The organism is Bradyrhizobium sp. SZCCHNR1098 (assembly GCF_032489375.1).
Classification (GTDB): Bacteria; Pseudomonadota; Alphaproteobacteria; order Rhizobiales; family Xanthobacteraceae; genus Bradyrhizobium.
On the sequence record NZ_JAUEXY010000002.1, the window covers coordinates 23,722 to 43,182 of the forward strand.

General features: G+C 66.1%; 20 protein-coding genes, 1 tRNA gene and 1 pseudogene. 16 read left to right on the forward strand and 6 right to left on the reverse strand.

Annotated elements, in window-relative coordinates:
• Window positions 1–52: 52 nt before the first annotated feature.
• From QX135_RS04330 to QX135_RS04375, 10 genes are read left to right on the forward strand one after another with little or no spacing between them, the layout of a single operon-like run.
• Complete coding sequence (locus QX135_RS04330) at window positions 53–1,729, forward strand: GspE/PulE family protein (RefSeq protein ID WP_410052006.1); 1,677 nt, start codon at window positions 53–55, stop codon at window positions 1,727–1,729.
• Between the two features lie 4 nt (window positions 1,730–1,733).
• Window positions 1,734–2,948, forward strand: a complete 1,215-nt coding sequence (locus QX135_RS04335) for a type II secretion system F family protein (RefSeq protein ID WP_316177208.1) — start codon at window positions 1,734–1,736, stop codon at window positions 2,946–2,948.
• Between the two features lie 18 nt (window positions 2,949–2,966).
• Window positions 2,967–3,446: a type II secretion system major pseudopilin GspG gene (gene gspG, locus QX135_RS04340; protein ID WP_316177206.1), complete on the forward strand. Its 480-nt coding sequence runs from the start codon at window positions 2,967–2,969 to the stop codon at window positions 3,444–3,446.
• 2 nt (window positions 3,447–3,448) lie between these two features.
• The gene (locus QX135_RS04345; protein WP_316177204.1) at window positions 3,449–3,922 is read left to right on the forward strand and encodes a prepilin-type N-terminal cleavage/methylation domain-containing protein; all 474 of its coding nucleotides are present in this window, start codon (window positions 3,449–3,451) and stop codon (window positions 3,920–3,922) included.
• Complete coding sequence (locus QX135_RS04350) at window positions 3,903–4,304, forward strand: type II secretion system protein (protein WP_316186368.1); 402 nt, start codon at window positions 3,903–3,905, stop codon at window positions 4,302–4,304. The genes QX135_RS04345 and QX135_RS04350 overlap by 20 nt, the downstream gene beginning before the upstream one ends.
• Window positions 4,304–5,008 (forward strand): prepilin-type N-terminal cleavage/methylation domain-containing protein, encoded by a 705-nt coding sequence (locus tag QX135_RS04355; RefSeq protein WP_316177201.1) that lies wholly within the window; start codon window positions 4,304–4,306, stop codon window positions 5,006–5,008. Before QX135_RS04350 ends, QX135_RS04355 begins: the two co-directional genes overlap by 1 nt.
• Before the next feature lie 2 nt (window positions 5,009–5,010).
• Entirely contained in the window at window positions 5,011–5,952 is a 942-nt protein-coding gene (locus QX135_RS04360; protein WP_316177199.1) for a type II secretion system protein GspK, read from the forward strand.
• Between the two features lie 2 nt (window positions 5,953–5,954).
• Window positions 5,955–7,052 carry a PilN domain-containing protein gene (locus tag QX135_RS04365; protein ID WP_316177198.1) on the forward strand — a complete coding sequence of 366 codons (1,098 nt, stop codon included), beginning with the start codon at window positions 5,955–5,957 and terminating at the stop codon, window positions 7,050–7,052.
• The gene (gspM, locus tag QX135_RS04370; protein WP_315738695.1) at window positions 7,049–7,606 is read left to right on the forward strand and encodes a type II secretion system protein GspM; all 558 of its coding nucleotides are present in this window, start codon (window positions 7,049–7,051) and stop codon (window positions 7,604–7,606) included. The genes QX135_RS04365 and gspM overlap by 4 nt, the downstream gene beginning before the upstream one ends.
• The gene (locus QX135_RS04375) at window positions 7,603–8,283 is read left to right on the forward strand and encodes a hypothetical protein (protein WP_316177196.1); all 681 of its coding nucleotides are present in this window, start codon (window positions 7,603–7,605) and stop codon (window positions 8,281–8,283) included. Before gspM ends, QX135_RS04375 begins: the two co-directional genes overlap by 4 nt.
• 98 nt (window positions 8,284–8,381) lie before the next feature.
• Here the strand turns inward: QX135_RS04375 and QX135_RS04380 are convergent, their stop codons facing one another.
• Window positions 8,382–8,684, reverse strand: coding sequence for a hypothetical protein (locus QX135_RS04380; protein WP_316177194.1), 303 nt, complete (start codon window positions 8,682–8,684; stop codon window positions 8,382–8,384).
• Between the two features lie 580 nt (window positions 8,685–9,264).
• Between QX135_RS04380 and QX135_RS04385 the strand changes: the two genes are divergently transcribed.
• The 5 genes and pseudogenes from QX135_RS04385 to QX135_RS04405 form a co-directional block, all read left to right on the forward strand.
• Window positions 9,265–11,259, forward strand: a complete 1,995-nt coding sequence (locus QX135_RS04385; RefSeq protein ID WP_316177297.1) for a multicopper oxidase domain-containing protein — start codon at window positions 9,265–9,267, stop codon at window positions 11,257–11,259.
• A gap of 628 nt (window positions 11,260–11,887) precedes the next feature.
• On the forward strand, window positions 11,888–12,346 hold the full coding sequence (locus QX135_RS04390; protein ID WP_315715594.1) for an FMN-binding protein: 459 nt from the start codon (window positions 11,888–11,890) through the stop codon (window positions 12,344–12,346).
• A complete protein-coding gene (locus QX135_RS04395; RefSeq protein ID WP_315738690.1) occupies window positions 12,327–13,217 on the forward strand; it encodes an FAD:protein FMN transferase in 891 nt (296 codons plus the stop codon). Before QX135_RS04390 ends, QX135_RS04395 begins: the two co-directional genes overlap by 20 nt.
• Window positions 13,207–13,737: a hypothetical protein gene (locus tag QX135_RS04400; RefSeq protein ID WP_316177192.1), complete on the forward strand. Its 531-nt coding sequence runs from the start codon at window positions 13,207–13,209 to the stop codon at window positions 13,735–13,737. Before QX135_RS04395 ends, QX135_RS04400 begins: the two co-directional genes overlap by 11 nt.
• Before the next feature lie 93 nt (window positions 13,738–13,830).
• Window positions 13,831–14,419: pseudogene (locus tag QX135_RS04405) on the forward strand (tyrosine-type recombinase/integrase); the annotation flags it as partial.
• 17 nt (window positions 14,420–14,436) lie between these two features.
• On the opposite strand, the gene QX135_RS04410 reads toward QX135_RS04405, so the two are convergent.
• Window positions 14,437–14,509 (reverse strand) — tRNA-Ile (locus QX135_RS04410).
• Window positions 14,510–14,685: 176 nt separating this feature from the next.
• Complete coding sequence (locus QX135_RS04415; RefSeq protein WP_315782067.1) at window positions 14,686–15,651, reverse strand: tripartite tricarboxylate transporter substrate binding protein; 966 nt, start codon at window positions 15,649–15,651, stop codon at window positions 14,686–14,688.
• Between the two features lie 107 nt (window positions 15,652–15,758).
• On the opposite strand from QX135_RS04415, the gene QX135_RS04420 reads away from it, so the two are divergent.
• A complete protein-coding gene (locus tag QX135_RS04420; RefSeq protein ID WP_315738687.1) occupies window positions 15,759–16,724 on the forward strand; it encodes a TAXI family TRAP transporter solute-binding subunit in 966 nt (321 codons plus the stop codon).
• A 63-nt stretch (window positions 16,725–16,787) separates the two neighbouring features.
• Here the strand turns inward: QX135_RS04420 and QX135_RS04425 are convergent, their stop codons facing one another.
• From QX135_RS04425 to mobA, 3 genes are all read right to left on the reverse strand, one after another.
• Window positions 16,788–17,999, reverse strand: a complete 1,212-nt coding sequence (locus tag QX135_RS04425; RefSeq protein ID WP_315738686.1) for an ABC transporter substrate-binding protein — start codon at window positions 17,997–17,999, stop codon at window positions 16,788–16,790.
• 186 nt (window positions 18,000–18,185) lie between these two features.
• Entirely contained in the window at window positions 18,186–18,776 is a 591-nt protein-coding gene (locus tag QX135_RS04430; RefSeq protein ID WP_315775891.1) for a cation transporter, read from the reverse strand.
• Window positions 18,777–18,785: 9 nt separating this feature from the next.
• Entirely contained in the window at window positions 18,786–19,415 is a 630-nt protein-coding gene (gene mobA / locus QX135_RS04435) for a molybdenum cofactor guanylyltransferase MobA (protein WP_315813773.1), read from the reverse strand.
• Window positions 19,416–19,461: the final 46 nt, after the last annotated feature.

Here is a 19,461-nt window from a genome sequence, read left to right on the forward strand (position 1 = left end):
GTCCGGACCTCGGCAATGAAGTGATCGACAACGATCCGTCACGGGACGCGCCATGAGCTCGACTCCTCCTCTACGATTGGCCGACGATCTGCGGGATAGCCGCGGGCCGGTCCGGCTCGCCGCTGGACGGGTCGGCGCTGCGGCGCAGGAAAGCGCGGGGATGGGATCTTCGACGGCGACCAATCCCGCAGGTCCCGAGTCCGCCGACGACATCGCGCGGCAGCTCGGATTGACTCGGATCGCGCTGTCCGATTTGCTGGCGTCCAAACCGCTCACAGAACATTTTTCACGGCGCTTCCTGCGGGAGACGATGGTCTTCCCGTTCCAATCCGCCGGGCACGGACCATGCCTTGCGGTGGCGGATCCCCGCGACACCGCAGCGGCACGCGCCGCGGAGCTGGTGTTCGGCACTGCGGTCGGACTGGTGGTCGCCTCCGCCGAGGATGTTGCCACCGCGCTGAACCGGCTCGCCGGCGAGGACAAGGTACCGGCGCGCAACGAAACGGCTGAGCCGCAGCTGCGCGACGACGACATCGAGGGCTTGCGCGACCTCGCCACCGGAGCGCCGGTGGTACGCGCGGTCAACGATCTGTTCGAGCGGGCGGTGGAGCTGCGCGCCAGCGACATCCATGTCGAGGCGATGCGGAGCGGGCTATCGGTCCGGATGCGTGTCGACGGCCTGCTGAAGCCGCTCCCTGAGCCGTCCGGCGTGCTGCCCCAAGCCGTCATCTCGCGCATCAAGATCGTCGCCGGGCTGAATATCGCCGAACGGCGCCTGCCTCAGGATGGCGCTGCGCGGCTCCGCGCCGGCCGCTTCGAGCTCGACGTGCGCGTTGCCGTGATGCCGACGCAGCATGGCGAGTCGGCGGTGATCCGGCTGCTTCCGAAGGACCGGGGTCTGCTCGCGATCGAGAAGCTCGGCTTTTCTCCCCACGACGACCGATCGCTCCGCCGCCTGCTGGCGCTGCCGCACGGCATGATCGTGATCTGCGGGCCGACCGGCAGCGGCAAGACCACCACGCTCGCCACCGCGCTGTCGATCCTCAACGAGCCGACGCGCAAGATCCTCACCATCGAGGACCCGGTCGAGTATGAGATACCGGGCATCAACCAATCGCAGGTCAAGCCATCGATCGGGCTGACCTTCGCCTCCGCCCTGCGGTCCTTCGTGCGGCAGGATCCCGATGTCATCATGGTCGGCGAGGTGCGCGACGGCGAGACCGCCCATGTCGCGGTCCATGCCGCGCTGACCGGCCATCTCGTGCTGACCACGCTGCATACCGAAAACGCCGCGGCTGCTGTGCCGCGTTTGCTCGATCTCGGCGTCGAGGACTTTCTGCTGCGCTCGACGCTCCGCGCGGTGATCGCGCAGCGGCTGGTGCGCCGGCTGTGCGAGCGCTGCAGGTCGAAGCGGATGCTGAGCGCCGACGATCTCTGCGCGGACCCGCGCTATGCCGCGGTGGGCTTCGACGTCGGCGAGACGGTCTACGAGCCGGCGGGCTGCGTGCGCTGCGGCGGCACCGGCTATCGCGGCCGGCTCGGCATCTTCGAGGTTCTGGAGCTGAATCCGGAGATCCGGTCGCTGATCCAGGGCACGACCGATGCGGCCGTGATCGACCGCAGCGCCATTCTGAACGGCATGACCACGATGCTCGACGATGGCGTCGCGAAGTGCCGGGCAGGCGCCACGTCGGTCGCCGAAATTCTGCGCGTCACAACGTTACGGTGAGCCGGTGAGCAAGTTCCGCTATCGCGCACTGACCGAGAACGGCGACGTGGTGCGCGGCACGATCTCGGCTGCGACGGCCAAGGAGGTGATTGACCGGATCGAGTATCTGCGGCTGTTGCCGATCGAGACGATCGAGGAAAGGACCGCGAGCTTCGTCGCGCGCGACATGCTTGCGCTGCTCGGCCGTCCGACCCACGGCGATGTCACGACCTTTACGCGCGATCTGGCGCTGTTGTTAAAGGCCGGAGCACGGCTCGAGGAGTCGCTCGAACTGCTGGCCGGCGACGCCGATATCGGGCGGCTGCGTCCGATCATCGGCCGGTTGCGATCCAGCGTTCTGGCCGGAGAGAGTTTCGCCGAAGCGCTGACGCATCATGCCTTGCAGTTTCCCGCGATGTATGTCGCGCTGGTGCGGGTCGGGGAGGTCTCGGGCACTCTCGATCACGTGCTCGATGTGCTCGGCGCCGAGCGGGCGCGCGCGGAAGCCATGCGTCGCAAGCTCAGCGACGCGATGCAGTACCCGCTTTTTGTCCTGATCGCCGCTTTTCTGGTGATGCTGTTCTTCTTCATCGTCGTGCTGCCGCAGTTCTCGGCGGTGCTGCGCGATTTCGGCGCCAGGTCCGACGCCGCCATCAACACGTTTCTCGACATCTCCGATTTCGTCCGCGGCAACGGCGCGGCGATCGCGCTGTCGGCGAGCGCGCTGATTGCTGCCGCTCTCCTTCTCCTTGGCCGCGCAAGCGTGCGCGCTGCCGTGATCGCGCGGGTCTGCCGGCTTCCGGGCCTCGCGACCGTGTTCCGGTCGTATCGCACGAGCGTTTTCTGCCGCAATCTCGCGATCCTGCTTGGCAGCGGGCTGACATTGACGGCGACGCTGCGCATCCTGGTCGACATCATGTCGGTCACCGGCAGCGGTGCAGCGTGGAACGCCGCCGCTGACCGTGTTCGTCACGGCGGCAAGTTGTCGGAGGCGCTGGCAGCGACCAACATCCTGCCGGCGATGGCGACGCGGATGATCCGGATCGGTGAGGAGACCGGGCAGCTTCCGGTCCTCGCCGGCCGCATCGCCGAGTTCTACGAGGCGAAGCTGCAACGCGGCCTCGATCGGATCGTCGGCATCGTCGGTCCGGCTGCGATCATTCTCATCAGCACCGTCGTCGGAGGTCTCATCGTCTCGGTGATGACGGCGCTCCTGTCGGTGACGCAACTCGTCGGGTAGCCCAAGATGGACCATCGCATGAAACAGGCAGGGATCAGCGGCACCGCGCGGCGGAGACGCACCGCGCGCGACGACCCTCAGAGCGGCTTCACGCTGGTCGAGATGCTGGTCGTCATTGCCATCATCGGAATGATCATGGGTCTGATCGGACCGCGTGTGCTGTCCTCCCTGAACGAATCCCGGGTCAAGACGGCCCGGATTCAGATTCAGAGTTTTTCCAGCGCGCTCGATCTGTTCTATCTCGACACCGGCCGCTATCCGACCTCGTCGGAAGGCCTGACCGCGCTGGTCCGGCCCGCCTCGACCATCCCAGGCTGGGCGGGACCTTATCTCAAGGGAGGAAGCGTCCCGAGCGATCCCTGGAGCCACGCTTACGTCTACCGCTCGCCCGGGCAGCATGTGCCCTACGAGATCGTGTCGTACGGATCGGACGGGCAGGAGGGGGGCGTGGATCTCGCCGCTGACATCTCCTCGTCGATGACGATCGGTGCCAGATAGCAATGGGGGGCCGCGACGGCTGCGAGGCCGGCTTCACTCTGATCGAGGTGGTGTGCGTGCTCGCGATCATCGCGCTGCTGGCGTCCGTCGTGGTCCCCGCCGTATCGCGGCAGACCTCGCGGCCGCAACTCGAGGCCTATGCCGTCGAGGCTGCCGCGCTGTTGAAGGCCGATCGGAACGCTGCCATCAGGCGAGGCCTCGAGGTCGCGACGCGCATTGACGCGCAGGCGCGCTCGCTCAGCTCGGGCGCGAACGGGCAGGTCGTTCGCTTGCCGATGGACGTGCGGGTCGAAACGGTGCTGCCGCGCCGCTGCGACGACCGGCCCGCATTCCAGACCATCAGCTTCTTCCGAACGGGCATGTCATGCGGCGGCGTCATCACGCTCACCCATCTCGATGCGGGCTACCAAATTCGCGTCAACTGGCTGACAGGAGGGATCGAGATTGTCCCGCGCACTGGTCTGTCGAGCCGATAGGGCGACGGCAGGATTTACCCTGATCGAGACATTGGTCGCGCTCGCGATCATGGCGGTGTCGCTCGTCGCCATCGGTGCGCTCATGGGGTCCTCGGCGCGCGGCAGCAGGAAGCTGGAGCAGCACGTCGCGCTGGTGCAGGCCGCCTACGACGCGCTGTGGCTGGCCTTTCCGTCGCGCCTGCCGCCAGCATCTCCGACGCAGTCGGGGGAGGCGACGGCACATCTCTGGCGCGCGCAGGCGGAGCCCCTCCCCGTCGATATCGGCGCGCCGGGCGGCGCATCCGCCTGGATCCCGCAGAAGATCATGCTCCAGGTGCGATCGCCATCGGGCGCGACCATGGAGCTGGAAACCGTCCGGCTGTTCCGGAGGCGGGCCGAGTGATGACGACACGGGTCAACGATCGTCGAGCAGGCTTCACGCTGGTCGAAGCCCTCGTCGCAATGGTGGTGATGGGGCTGCTGGTCTCCGCGCTGTTCGCGATCACGGCGCAATGGCTGCCGAACTGGAATCGCGGTCTGCATCGCATCCAGCGCAGCGAATCGGTGAGCGTGGCGCTCGACCGCATTGCCGCCGATATCGCGGCCGCCGAGTTCATGAGGCCCGATGGACAGGCCAGGTCCGTTCTGTTCGACGGATCGGAGACGTCGATCACGCTCGTCCGAACGGCGCTCGGACCGCAGCGGGGCCGGGGTCTCGATGTGATCCGCATCGCCGAAAGCGGCGGTGGCGACGACGTGGCGTTGACGCGGACTCGCGCGGCCTTCGCACCTGGCAGTGTGTCCGCCTGGGAGTTCGCCGATCCGGTCGTGCTGCTGCAGGCGCCGTACCGGGTGTCGTTCGCCTATGCGGGGGCCGACCGGATCTGGAGTCCGTCGTGGCGCAATGCAGAGAAGCTGCCGGCAGCCGTGCGGGTGACGGTGCATGACGGAAGCCGCGGGAGCGCGCCGTCGCTGTCGCGGATCGCGGTCATTCGTGTCTCGGCACCGGCCGACAGCGTCTGCCGGCCCGCGGACACCAATTGCGACAGGCAGGCGCTTTCCGCCGATGCGACGGTCGGGCGTGCCTCCGCGGCATCGAAGCAATGATCATGTGCCGAGACAGCCATCCGCGAGACGCTGATCCCGATGATCGGGAAGGTGGCTTCGTCCTCGTGGCGGTGCTGTGGCTCCTTGTCTCGCTCGCAGGACTCGCGGGAGCCCTGTCCGTCTATCTCGTCAGCACCGCCCAGCGGCTGTCGCTCGACGATGCGCGCCTGCGATCCGCCGCGCTGGTCCCCGCCGGCCTGGAGCTTGCGGCCTACAAATTGTTGGCGTTGCCGAAGCCGCAGCGCCCCGCTGCCGGGGCCTTTTCGTTCCGGCTCGATCATGCGCAGGTCTCGGTCGCGTTTCGGTCGGAAGCAGCTCGCATCGATCTCAATCATGCCTCCAAGCAGATGCTGGCCGCCTTGTTAGAGGGTCTCGGCGCGCGCGCTGGCAGGGCCGGCGAATATGCCGAGCGGATCGTCGGCTGGCGAACGCCGCCGGCCGAGACCGGCGCGGACGCAGAGCGCGATCTCTACCGCACAGCCGGTGCGGACTACATGCCGCGCACCGCGCCGTTCGCCAATGTCGAGGAGCTTCGGCTGGTGCTCAACCTGCCGCCGGCGCTGGTCGACAAGGCGATGCCCTTCGTGACCGTCTTCAGCGGCCGCAGGGAGGTCGACCCGCTGGAGGCCGCCCCCGAAGTGGTGGCCGCGCTTCCCGGAATGACGCCGGATCAGCTGAAGAGCTTCCTCGAGCAGCGAGCCGGCCTGCGTCGAGACGTCAGGTCGCTCAACGCGGCGCTCGGTCCCGCACGCGCCGCAGCGACGCTGGAGGTCGCCGATGCCGTCCGCGTGTGGATCACGATCGGCTTTGACGGCGGTCGCCGGGCCGCAACGGAGGCGGTCATCCTGCTGGGCGATGGTGACGATCCTTACCGGGTGCTGTCGTGGCGCGATGACGTCGATGCTCCGGGGATGCTCAAACAAGCGGGGAGGGCGCCGAGATGACGATGTCGACGAGAGTGCGCCACGAACTGGCGGCCTGGATCGGCTCCGTCGCCGAAACCATCGTCGCCGCGATCGGCCGGCTCAATATCAGGCCGGGGATTCGGCTGATCGAGACCGAACGGAACGTCTTCATCATGCGGATGGTCGCGCGGCCTCGGCGACCGGTCCCGCCGGATTGTCGCGTTCGTCTGCCGGACGGCCACGAGGCCTTTCCCGCACTTCCCGAGAGCTGGAAGACAGTCCTGCGCGGCAGCCGGATCGAAGTGGTGCTGAGATCGGACCGCTTCCTGTGGCGGCCGCTCGATCTGCCCAAGCGGGCCGTCGAGTTTCTCGATGCCATGATACGCTCGCAGCTCGATCGGCTGACGCCGTGGTCGGCCGAAGAGGCCGTGTTCGGCAGGACTGCGCCAGTAGAGATATCGGGTGAGCGCATCCGGACCATGGTGATCGCAGCACCAAGAGCGAAGCTGGATCCGCTCATTCGCCTTGCCGAGTCCTGGCGTGCCGGATCGATCGTCCTGTTTGCTGCGCCCGAGACGGCGCCGACGCCGCGTGACGACCGGCTCATTGCGTTCAGCGAAACGAGGCTGACCGAGCAGCGCTTGGAGGGAGCGTTCGACGTCGGCCGTATCAGTCGCGTCCTCACCGCGCTCCTGATGGTCGCCGCCCTCGCGGCGGCGCTGTCGTTCGCGACAACGAGCCTGCTGGGAGGACATCTGGACGAGCAGCAACGCCAGCTCGCGCAGAAGATCTCGGATCGGCGCGCAGCGCTGCGCCTCGATCTGCAAGGGGCCGACAGTGCCGCGCTGCGTGGCCTGATGCGACGCAAGCAGGAGACTCCCGCAGCGGTCGTGCTGCTGGAGGCGCTGTCCCGGATCCTACCGGACAACACCTACGTGACCGAGTTGCGGATCGAGAAGGACAGGATGCAAATCGTCGGCATGACCCAGGACGCGCCGGCGCTGGTCAAATTAATCGAGCAGTCGGCGCACTTCACGCGTGCGACCTTCTTCGCGCCGACCACGCGTTCGGCTGAGGATCCCGGAGAACGGTTCCATATCGAAGCTGGCATCAAGCCCCATTTTGGACTTGGCACATGAGCGTCGCAAAGCTCGTCACGGATAATTCCGCATCGCCCTCGATCGCCGCGGTCGCCTATGCGGGACTGCTGATCGTGCTGATCTCGGTCACGGTGCTGTCGATCAAGAGCATGATCGATCAGCGCAGCGAAGTGACCTCGCTCGCCGATACACTCCACCTGCTGGACGCCCACAGCATGGCGGCCGCGCGTCAGGACAGCAACGGCGATGCCGGCATGACGGGATCGGCCTTTCTCGAAGGACCGACCGTGACCGTAGCAGGAGCAGCGCTGCTGCAGCGCCTCGGCGACGTGGTGACGCGTCATGGCGGCAGCGTGTCGTCGTCGCAGCTCGATGTGCAGGGCCCCCGTGCCAAGGACGGTCATATCAGCGGGAGCGCGAACTTCGAGGCCGGTCAGTCCGACCTGCAGCCGATCCTCTACGATCTGGAGGCCGGCATGCCCTGTCTGTTCGTCGACGAGCTGGTCGTCGAGGGGCACGCCCCCGCGGCGGCATCCAGCGGAAAACTGCGCGTGCTGATCACGGTCTCTGGACAGTGGCAGGGCCCGCAATGAGCAGTCTCGCCAAGCTTTGCATGATCGGCTGTTGCAGCGTTCTGGCGGTGGGGTCGGCGTTCGGCATCGCTCATTCGACCGGCCTGGACGTCTCGGAAGCGGTCTCCGCCGAACAGCCGAGCGGATCGGCGCAAGCCTCGTCCATCGCGCAGCGACCGCCGTCGCGCACCGGCAACCCATTGTGGGGCATTCCGCTCGAGCAGCTGTCGGCAACGCGCGAACGCCCGCTGTTCTCGCCGTCTCGCAGCCCTCCGCCGACCGATGTCCCGCCGCCGGCCGTCGTGGCCGCTCCGGTGGTGCAGGAGGCGTCCGTTCCGGAACGGCCGCAGCTCTCACTTGTCGGCACCGTTGTGAACGGTGATCGCGGCCTCGCCGTCTTCGTCGACCCGGGCAGCAAGACCGCGTTGCGGATCAGAACCGGTGCGGACTATCAGGGCTGGACGCTGCGTCTCGTAGAGGCGAGATCCGTCACGCTGCAAAGGGGCGAGGACGTTACCGTTCTCACGCTCGCGCCGGCGCCGGGCCAGCCGGCGAACACGGTCGGCGAGAGCCTTGCGCAGATGCCATCGACGCCCACGGCGCCTCCGCTGGCTCAAGCGGGGCCGCCCTATCTGTCGCCCGAGTCCAGGCTGCTTCGGATGCACCAGCGCCAGCGCTCGGGGCGCCGTCAATTGTAAGCAGCGATCCGACCGGGAACGGGGCGCGTCGATGGGCGCCTGCAGTCCGCGCCGGCACGCTCTCGATCACGGCCGTTTCGGCCTGTGCCAGACGGCGCTTAGCGCTTGCACAATCCGCTCGTCAGAACCCATCCCTTGTCCGTGAGAGCGGCGGAGACGATGTCGAAATACAGGCGCTTATCGGGGTCGTCCTCTGACACGAACGAGACCTGACACAGGAAGCGCCCGCCCTCGCCGCCCTTGTCGCATGTCGCCTCGACGATCCTCAGTCCCTTGTCGTGGCGCACGCCGGATGACGGCGCTTCCTGCTCGTAGGCCTTCTGGATGATCTCGGTGGTCGGCGCTCCGCAGGCAATGCCGGTCACATTGCAGGCCCATGCGAGAACAACAGCAAGCAGCATCCTTCGGTCTCCTTGGAGCAGGGCACTCACAAATCCGTCCGACAGCGTCCGCGTCCGGCACGATCTAGAGAGATCCATCGCGAGCTACGAGGGCGGGTTGTCGTTTTTGTGTCGACGCTTGTCCGCCACGCGCACAACGCAAGCGGCCGGCCATGTTGTTAGATCGATTCTTAAACGCCGGTCGGCAATTCTCACAAAACGAAGAAAATCGTCACAAAGGAGCCACCCGACGTCCATAGCGACGAAGCTGAGGGGACGATGGCGGTCGATCTGCTGATGAGTTCGGACGACTCATTCGATTGTCACGCGCCGGAGACCGTCATCGCTTTTACCGGGTGTATCTCGAGCCAGATGGGGATCAGGCATGTTAGTCGGGCGTGTGCACAAACCAACTCTGCGAACACTGACATCAGCGGCGGCGGTGTTGGCCGGCTTGACCGTTGCAGGGGCAGCGGCTCAGGCCCATGATCTGGCCGAGCCGACGGTGTTCAGGAGCTCGCGCGGTGTGCTGGATCTGCTGATGATCGCGCGTCCCAAGCCGATCTCGACGATTACCTTTGCCCCGCCTGGCGGCGCGCCCATGAATCCGACCGGCTGGGTCTACGAGATCTGCCAGCGGCCGGCATCCGGCGACAAATGCCCGGCTGGTGCTGCGGTGGCGGATTACGGGGGCGTGCGACTTGCCCTGCAGAAGGGGGATACGCTGAAGATCAGGCTGGTGAACCAGCTGCCGCAGCTCGACCCGGCCAAGGTGAATCACAACACCGATCCCGGTCAGGCCAATTTGTTTCGCAACCCGACCAACCTTCATACCCATGGGCTGATCGTCGAGCCGCGCGCGCCGACGCTGACCGACCAGACCTTCGGGGACTACGTCTTCGTCCAGGTCTTCAACTCGGCCAACGGCATGCCGGTGCCGCAGACCACCCACCAGCACGGCTCCAACAAGATGGACTCCGCGGATTTCCGCATCGAGATTCCGCGCAACCACCCGTCGGGCCAGTTCTGGTTTCACCCGCACATCCATGGCATTTCGCTCAACCAGGTCTCGCAGGGGCTGGCCGGCATCATCTCGGTCGGCGAGGTCTCGGACTACGCGCATGGCGATGCCAGGCATTCGCCGTTTCCGGACGCGAGCGTGCGCCATCTGATTCTGAAGGATCTTCAGGTCGCGCCCGGCGGCCCGGTGCAGTTCGACAGCGGTCCGGTGGACGTCCAGCCGGGCGAGGTGATCAACCAGCAGGATCCGGGCTTCTGCGCCCAGTTTCCGGCAGGCAGCTCCGAAGTGCGTGAAGGGTCGTGCCCGGGCGTCGATCTGTCGGCCGATGGCGGCTCCAACTTCTCCGGCGGCAAATGGTTCTTCACGGTCAACGGCCAGACGTTCCCGAAGATCAAGGTCACCGATCCCGATGGCGAGATCTGGCGGCTCACCAATGCGTCCGGCAGCCTGTCCTACAATCTTCAGCTGACCGATGACGAGACGCAGAAGCCGATGGTCATGCAGCTGATCTCGGTCGACGGCGTGAGCGTGAACCTGCCGCAGGATACGACGATGGACACCATGGTTCGTCTCGGCGGCGCCCGCTTCAGGGTCGTTCCCTGTCCGCCGTCGCCGACGTCGGGCTTCCATTCGAAGCCGGTCTGCGTCACCCAGATGGTCATGATGCCGAGCTCGCGCACCGAAGTGTTCGTCACCTATCGCGATCCCGCGACGGGTGCGATCGCCAGCCTCGGGCGGTCTGCTTCCGCGACCTTCAAGATGGCCGGACTGACGATGGGCAGCGGCGATCAGTGGCCGGCGGTCGATCTCGCCAAGGTGCACTTCCACCAGCGCGGTTGGCGCAACCACATCGCCTACGCCATGGACATCAGGGGCGACGCCTTGGCGACCATGCAGCCATCAGGCATCCTCGATGCCAAGGTGCCGTATGCGAACGCTGCGCCGCTGCGTGCCGGCTGCCGTCCGCTGCCGGCGGGACATCGCCGCCGGATCTTCTTCGGCATCGCCGACCTGACCGACGACGGCACCTTCGGTCTCGGCTATGAGGAGGTCGATCAGAACGGCAACCCGGTGCCCGGCACCCAGCTTCCGGTGAGCCAGTTCGACCCGTCGCAGAACATCGTCTGTCTGCCGCTCGCGCCGGGACAGCGCCCCGTCCACGAGACCTGGGAGCTGGTGCAGCTGTCGACGGAAAATCACAACTTCCACATTCACCAGACGCGCTTCCGGACCGTCAACAGCAAGGCGGGGGAGAACACGCCACTATCAGTATCGCTGAACAGGAGCATCGGCGGGGGCATGCTGCAGGACAACGTCCCGCTCGGCGTCGCGACTCCGAACGTCCCGGAAGTAATGGAATCCCAGAGCGGGGTCTGCAGCATCGAGCAGTGGCGGAACGGGCAGTGCACGTCGAAGCCCGTGGTGATTGATATCCCGTTCTCACAGGTCGGCGAGTTCGTCTATCACTGCCATATTCTCGAACATGAGGACGGAGGCATGATGGCGAAGATCAAGGTCGTGCCCTCGCCCTATGGCGGCAATCCATGGGAGGCAATGAACCAGATGCCGTGGTAGTTGCGGCAGCGGTCTTCTGCCATGTCGTTCACGAGGTCGGCGCCACATCTGCGGCGCCGACCTTCGTTTGTGCGCAGCGATGCTCTTGCGCGGCCGCCTTACCGCCGCGAAGGACGATCGCCTGCCAAACGCGACGCGCTTTCCAGGTCCGGTTCGAAGAAGGAATTACGCATTTTGAATCGGTCTAAACGGCTGCAAACGTCTTTGCATGACTTTGAAATGTCAGGCTCGCGTGCCGCAAGCTGCACGAGCGCGGTCCCCGCGATGTGGCGATCTGCAGCAACATTGTTATTCCTCAGCCGCTCCGGCAAATCGCCAACATCGACGTGGCAATTCGCCGCAATCGAAACACTACTCTCTCGACTGACATTCGGAGCCATTTGCAGCGCGCTTGGTTGCGAACGTCGCAAGGACGGAGGCAGACCCGCGAACGGGTAGGGCTGTTGCCGAGGCAAAGTGTGATCGATCGCTCGGGTTCATTGTCGCACTGAACTGGATGGTTCGGAGCGTCGCTGCTGCCGTTTAGACGGCTTCGCAGGAGAGGTTGACAGCGATTGATGCCCTGAGAAGACGAAAATGCGTTCGGCGAGGGAGGGCGTACCATGGAAACAAAGTTGAGGTGGACGAGATGAGCGATTGGTTGAAATGGACGGCGCCCGCAGTGGCCGTCATGTCGATCGCCGCACCGGCCCATGCCATTCAGTACATGAGCGTCGAAGAGGCGCAGAAGGCCGCTTTTCCGGGAGCCAGCTTTTCCGAAGTCCAGCCGGGCAGGGTATGGAAGGCGAGCAATGGCGGCTACTTCTATTACGATCACGTCGTCGGCAAGCACCTCCTGATCGACTACACGGTTGCCGTCGGACCCGACGGGCGGGTGCGTCGCGTCGACATTCTGAACTATCGCGAATCCTATGGCGGCGAGGTGCACGATGCCAGCTGGCTCGGTCAGTTCGTCGGCAAGAGCAGTCAGAACGAGCTTCGCATCAACTCCGACATTCGCAACATCTCGGGCGCCACGCTGTCCTCGACCCACTTGACCGAGGGCGTTAAGAAGGTGCTGTCGTATCATGCCAGCCACTTCCGCTAGCCTTCGACGAGCACGGGCTCTGCTCGGGACATTCGTCGAGATCGACGTCACGGATGCACACCGCTGCGATGCGGAGAATGCCGTTGAAGCTGCGTTTTCCGCGGTGACCGACGTGCATCGGCTGATGAGTTTCCACGATCCCGACAGCGACGTGTCGCGGCTGAACCGCGCGGCATCGAGCGGCGTCGTGAATGTGCATTCCTGGACCTACGCCGTGCTGAAGATGGCGCTCGATGTGACCCATCACTCCGACGGCGCCTTCGACGTTGCCGTCGCCGGCGCGGGAAGGCCGTCTGTGGGCTCGACGGCGCAAGCGGATGTCCCGCAGTCGACTGCGATCGAGTTGCTCGCCGACGACCGCGTCCGTTTCCGCGATTCCGCCGTCAAGATCGATCTCGGCGGCATCGCCAAGGGGTTCGCCGTGGACCGCGCGATCGCGGCGTTGCAGAGCCGCGGCGTGCGCTCCGCAATGGTCAATGCAGGTGGGGACCTCGCCGCCTTCGGGCCCGATGCCCGCATCGTCCACATTCGCGACCCGCGTTTCCCAGACAGGCTTTTGTGCCAGGTCGAAGTAAGCAATGGGGCGCTCGCGTCGTCGGCGCGCCGCTTCGACCCGTTTCGATCGATGGAAACAATGGATACAGCGGTCGTCACGCCTTCGACCCGGCTGCCCACAGGGGTGGCCCACGGCGCCACCGTGAGCGCGCCAACCTGCATGGTTGCCGACGCCCTCACCAAGGTCGTGATGGTGGCTGGCCAACAGGCTGCGGCGCCACTGGCGCGCTTCCAGGCGAGCGCGATGTTGATTGCGGCGAACGGCGCCATTCATACGACACCGGACTGGCAAGGAGTTCACCAGCATGCGGCTTAAAGGCTTGTTTCGGTTCGCCCTCTACGGAATTCTCGGACTCTTGTTCACCAGCGGGGCGCTGTGGATCTATGCCGATCAGATGAAGACCCGCACGGAGCTGGACAGCGAGATGTGGCAGCAGGCCGCCGCATTCCTGCTGAGCATGCATGGCGGAACTGCAATGGTGACGCTGATGCTGCTTGGGGCGCTCGGTCCCGTGCACGTCCAGCGCGCGTGGCGTGCCGGGAAGAATCGAGCGACCGGTATCGTCAGCCTCGCGATGTATGGTCTGCTCATCGCGACGGCGTTCGGGCTCTACTACGTCGGATCCGAAGCGCTTCGGCCCTGGATCAGCACGGTCCACATTGCGTTCGGGCTCGGCGTTCCGGCTGTCATCACCGCCCACATCATCGTCGGCCGCTCGAGCGTTGTCGCCACGGCTCAGTCCGTGCGGCCACAACGTGCGACCTCTCCGACCCTGGTTCCTGCCGACGCGCCTGCCGATGCCGATCTGGTCAACGTCATGAGCAAGGTAGGTTGACCGCATCCGGCGTTGGGCCGAGCAGGTCTCCATCCCGGCAACGACTTCCTTGCTCGCAGTTGGCCAGTCGCCGCATGGAGGAATTCTCCGAGCCGGCGGCCGCTGCGCCATATCGCCCGTTTCTTGCTGATCGGGTTGTACACTGGTACGCGCGCTGGGGCCATCGCGTCGGCTTCGCCTGAGCGCGACGGAGGCCGGTCATTCGTCGATCTCGATCGGGGGATCTTCTATCGCCTCGCGGAGGGCAAGCGAGCGACTAACAAGCGGCAGCCTCCAGTACCGATACCAGGACGGCTTTTGGCGCACATGCGGCGCTGGACGCGGCGCGGCGCAGTGCGTTCGCACATTCGTCGAATGGAACGGCCAGCCGGTCAAATCCGTCAGAACTGGATTTGCGACCGCGGTGCGGCTGTCAGGGCTGTCGCTGAGGGAGGGGAATATCTCGCCGCACACGCTGCGCCACACGGCAGCGACGTGGCTCATGCAGAGGCGCGCCGACCCCTGGCAGGCCTCAGGTTTTCTCGGAATGTCGGTCAAGGTACTGCTCGACACATATGGCCATCATCATCCGGATTACATGCGCGAGGCCGCGGCCGCGATTACGTCAAAGGACCGCAAGCAGAACGTATCGGTGGTCGAAACAGTGGTTGACCTGGAGAGGCACTTGGCCCGCAAGCCGTAGACTATTGACTTTGCGAGTGGGCCCGGCAGGACTCGAACCTGCAACCAGACCGTTATGAGCGGTCGGCTCTAACCATTGAGCTACAGGCCCCGCGGCGCGGAGGTCTTGCTGGCGGCGGGCAGGAGCGGGCCTGTCCGGCGCGGCGTGGGAACCCCAACGACGGTTCGGGCTCCGTTTACAGCCTGGCCAGCCATCCGGCAATGCCGCTACCGGATCGTTTTGGCGCGCCGCCGTCGCCGCCGGCCCGGTCTCGGCCCGCCGCGACGCTAGTCCACCGAAACCCCGGCGAATTCCACCACCTTGCGCCATTTCTCGGTCTCGTCGACGACCAGCTTGCCGAACTCCGCCGGCGTCATCGCGCGCGGGATGCCGCCGGTCTCGGTGAGCCGTGCCACCAGCTTGGGGTCCTTCAGCGCCTCGCCGACCGCCTTGTTGAGAATCTCGACGATCTCAGGCGGCGTTCCCTTGGGCGCCGAGATGCCGTAGAAGCCGACCGATTCGTAGCCCGGCACGGTCTCGGCGATCGCCGGGACGTCCGGCACCGTCGGCCAGCGCTGCGGCGAGGTGACGCCGAGCGCGCGCACGCTGCCGCCGCGCGCCTGCTCCAGCGCCGTCGGCAGATTGTCGAAGATCAACTGCACCTTGTTGGAGATGATGTCCGGGAACGCCAGCGCCGAGCCGCGATAGGGCACGTGCAGCATGTCGCATTTGGTCATCGCCTTGAACAGCTCGGCCGCCATGTGCACCGAGGTGCCGTTGCCGGAGGAGGCGAAGGCGATCTTGCCGGGGTTCGCCTTGCAATAGTCGATGAACTCCTTCACCGACTTGGCCGGCACGTCGTTGCTGACCACCAGCATGTTGGTGAGCTGCATGATGCTGGCGACCGGCACGGTGTCGCGGATGAAGTCGTAGGGCAGCTTCTTGTACAGCGAGGTGCTGATCGCGTTGTTCGGCGCGACGAACAGCAGCGTATAGCCATCCGGCGGCGCGTTGATCGCGGCGGCTGCAGCGATGTTGCCGCCCGAGCCGGTGCGGTTCTCGACCACCACCTGCTGGCCGAGCCGATCGGACAGCCACTGCGCCATGATGCGCGCGACGATGTCGACCGGCCCGCCCGGTGCAAAGCCGATCAGCCAGCGGATCGGACGGTCGGGGTAGGCCGCCGCGGCCGGTTGTATCGCCAGGCATGCCGTGACCACCAGGCCGGCCAGGAACGTGCGCGCCCACTTCATCTCGTCCTCCCGAAGTTCTTGTCGTCGTCTTTGGCGACATGCTTCCATAGATCTGCACGCTTGCATACAAGCTTGTGTCGGACGCGCAGGCAGGGAAAGGCAGGCTCATGACGTCGTTGCGAATGCTCGGCCTTGCCGTTGCGCTGGTGTCCAGCGCCGCCGCAGCGCAGCAGGGAGGGAACGCCATCAGCAAGCTCACGATCAGTCTCGGGACCGCGACGCCAGGCGGCGGCTTTCCGCTCTATGGCGATGCCTTTGCCAAGGCCCTGAATGACGCCGATGCCGGGCTTGCGATCGTCACGCGCAACACCAAGGGCAGCAACGAGAACATTCCGCTGCTGGAGCAGGGTGAGCTCGATCTCGGCCTCGTCGCCGGCGAGCCGGCCTACCAGGCCTTCATGGGCATCGACCGCCCCAAGACGCGGCTCAAGATCCTGACCGCGATCTTTTCCAGCCCGGGCCTGTTCGTGGTGCGCGCCGACAGTCCTTATCGCAGCATCCGCGATCTCGTCGGCCAGACGGTGGTGTTCGGCGCCAAGGGCTCGGGCCTGCCGATCATGTCGCGCTACATGCTCGACGGGCTCGGCCTGCAGCAGGACCAGGACTTCAAGGCGATCTATCTCGACCGTGCTGGCGACGGCCCGGCCATGGTGCAGGACGGGCGCGCCGCGGCGCTGTGGGGCGCCGGCATCGGCTGGCCCGGCTTCGCGGCGATGGCCAAGGCGCCGGGCGGTGCCCGCTTCATCGCGCCGTCCGCCGAGGAGATCGCGCAGGTCAGGGCGAAGCACGGTTTCCTCAAGGCCCTGACGGTGCCCGCCGGCAGCTATGCCGGGCAGGACGCGGCGATCGATTCGATCGGGTCATGGAGCTTCGTGCTGGTGCGCGAGACCTTGCCCGACGACGTTGCCTACCGGCTGGCGAAGACGCTGCATGGCGCGGAAGCCGCGCTGTGCAGGACGCTGGCGCAGGCCTGCGAGACCACGGCCGCCAACACCGTTGCGGCAGCGCCCGATCTCGCACTGATCCATCCAGGCGTGATGCGATATTTGAAAGAGATTGGCGTTGCCAAGTGAACCGCTGTCGTCCCGTCGAACGCCGGCGTTCGCCGGGACGATGCCTTCATCGTTGCGGCGCCCTCACTTCTTGATCAAGGGGCACGCCGGATCGGGCGGCCCGAACGCGTCATCGCCTTTGATGGTCGCGAGGATCTTGTAGTAGTCCCAGGGATATTTGCTCTCCTCCGGCGATTTCACCTGCGCCAGCACGAGATCGTGCACCATGAGATTGTCGGCGCGCAGCTTGCCGTTGCGGGCGAAGAAGTCCTCGACCGGCGTGTCCCGCATCTTCGCGGCGACCGCGAGCGGATCGTCGCTGCCCGCCGCCTTGATGGCGTTGAGATAGTGCATGACTGCGGAATAGACGCCGGCCTGCCACATCGTCGGCATCCGGTTCATCTTGGCGAAATAGCGCTTCGACCATTCCCGCGTCTTGTCGTCCATGTCCCAGTAGAACGAGGTGGTGAGCAGGAGCCCCTGCGCCGCCGGCAGGCCGAGCGAATGGATGTCGGTGACCAGCGCGAGCAAAGCCGCCATCTGCTGTCCGCCCTTGAGCAGGCCGAACTCGGATGCGGTCTTGATCTCGTTCATGTTGTTGGGCGGGCCGGCGGCGATGCCGATGATCTTGGCCTTGGAGGCCTGCGCCTGCAGGATGAAGGACGACAGATCCGGCGTCGCGAATGGCGGCCGCACCGCGCCCACGACCTTGCCGCCATTGGCGGTGACGACGCTCGACGCGTCGCGCTCCAGCGAATGGCCGAAGGCGTAGTCGTCGGTGATGAAGAACCAGCTGTCGCCGCCGCGCTTGACGACCTCCTTCGCCGTGCCGGTGGCGAGTGCGCGGGTGTCGAACACCCATTGCATCGCGTAGGGCGAGCAGAACTTGCCGTGGAAATCGGCGGAACCGGTCGACTGGGTGATGAACAGCTTCTTCTTCTCGGTGGCGATGGTCTGCACGGCGAGGCCCACCGCGGAGACCGGCACGTCGACGATGAGATCGACCTGCTCGGTGTCGTACCAGCGGCGCGCGATCGCCGCGCCGATGTCGGGCTTGAGCTGATGATCGCCGACGATGACGCTGATCGGCTTGTCCAGCACCTTGCCGCCGAAATCATCGACCGCCATCTGCGCCGCGGTGACGGACCCTTGTCCGGTCGGCGTCGAGGCCGGGCCGTTCATGTCGCTGAGCACGCCGATCTTGACGACGTTGTCGGAGATCTCGGCCTGCGCGGCGGTCGTGACCAGCAGCGCGGCTGCGGCCCACGCCGCCCGCTTCAAGCAGCTGAGTTGCAATCAGTCCTCCACCGATACCGGCATGATGCCGTTGTTTGTTCCGGCTCTGCCGGCCGGTCCGCCTATCTGCAATCAATCCAGGGCGGCCGTCAATCGTGCCGGACGGCGGAGCGGTGGAGCGATCCTGTGCGCTGCAATGCCGCAAGCAGCGAGGTCGTCGCTCACGCGCGCAGGCTCCTCGGCCGTTCAGGCCTTGGCGGTCTTTTGCTCCTCGTGCGCAGCCTCCCACACCTCGCGTGCGGCGTCGGCGTTCATCAGTGCGATGCCGACGCCCACGATCAGGTCGGGCCAGATCGAGGGCCACACAAAGGCGGTCACGAGACCGACCGCGATGATCGCGATGTTGGCGAAGGCGTCGTTGCGTGCGGACAGGAAGGCGGCGCGGGTCAGGCTGCCCCGGTGGTCCCTGACCCGCGCCAGGATCAGCGCGCAGCCGAGATTGACGATCAGCGCGCCGAGGCCGGTCACGGTGAGCGGCAGCGGTGCGGGCACGATCGGCGTGAAGAACTTCTCGCCGGCGGTCCACAGTCCGGCGATCGCCGGCGCCAGCAGGATCAGCGCCAGCACCTTGCCGAGCAGCGCCCGCCGCGGCGGGCTCCAGCGCAGCGCCAGCGCAATCAGGATGTTGACCGAGGCGTCTTCCAGAAAGTCGACGCTGTCGGCGAACAGTGACACCGAGCCGATCGCCAACGCCACGGCGAACTCGATGCCGAAATATCCGAGATTGAGCACGGCAACGGCGAGCACGGCGCGGCGGACCATGGTTGTCGCGTCCATCAGGCGTCCTCAATCCTCGAGAGCTGCGAGCCGCTCCGCCTCGGCGAGGTCGAGCGCGGTATTGGCATTGAAGAACGGATCCAGCGGAACCGACGGCCAGCTCACGGTCGCGACCTTGTAGCGCGCCGTGAAGCGGGTGACCTTCCGGATGTCCTCCGCGACCAGGGCGTGGCGGAGGTCCTCGCGCAGCCCGACCGGCCACAGCCCGATCACTGGGTGGATCTGTCCGCCGGACGCCGCCAACGCCAGTTCGGCCTGCTCCGCCGCCCGCGCTGTCGCCAGCCGTGCGACCAGATCACGCGGCAGGAATGGACAGTCGCCGGCGGCGCTCAGCATCCACCGTGCCTCCGGCATGTGCGCCGCAACCCAGTCGAGGCCGGCGAGAATGCCGGCGAGCGGGCCCGGAAAGCCGACGACACCATCCGGCACGACTGTCAGGCCGTTGCCTGCGAAGCGCGCGGGGTCGCCATTGGCATTGAGGATCAGCCGGCTGCACTGCGGCGCCAGCCGCGCGATCACGCGCTCCAGGATGGTGCGGCCGTCGACCATGCGCAACGGCTTGTCGCCGCCGCCCATCCGCTGCGCGCGACCGCCGGCGAGCAGCACGCCGGGGATCGAAGTCGAGGTCATGGCTGTCATCGCGGGTTCGTTACCACGACTGCTGCCAGGGCGTCAGCGTTGGGCG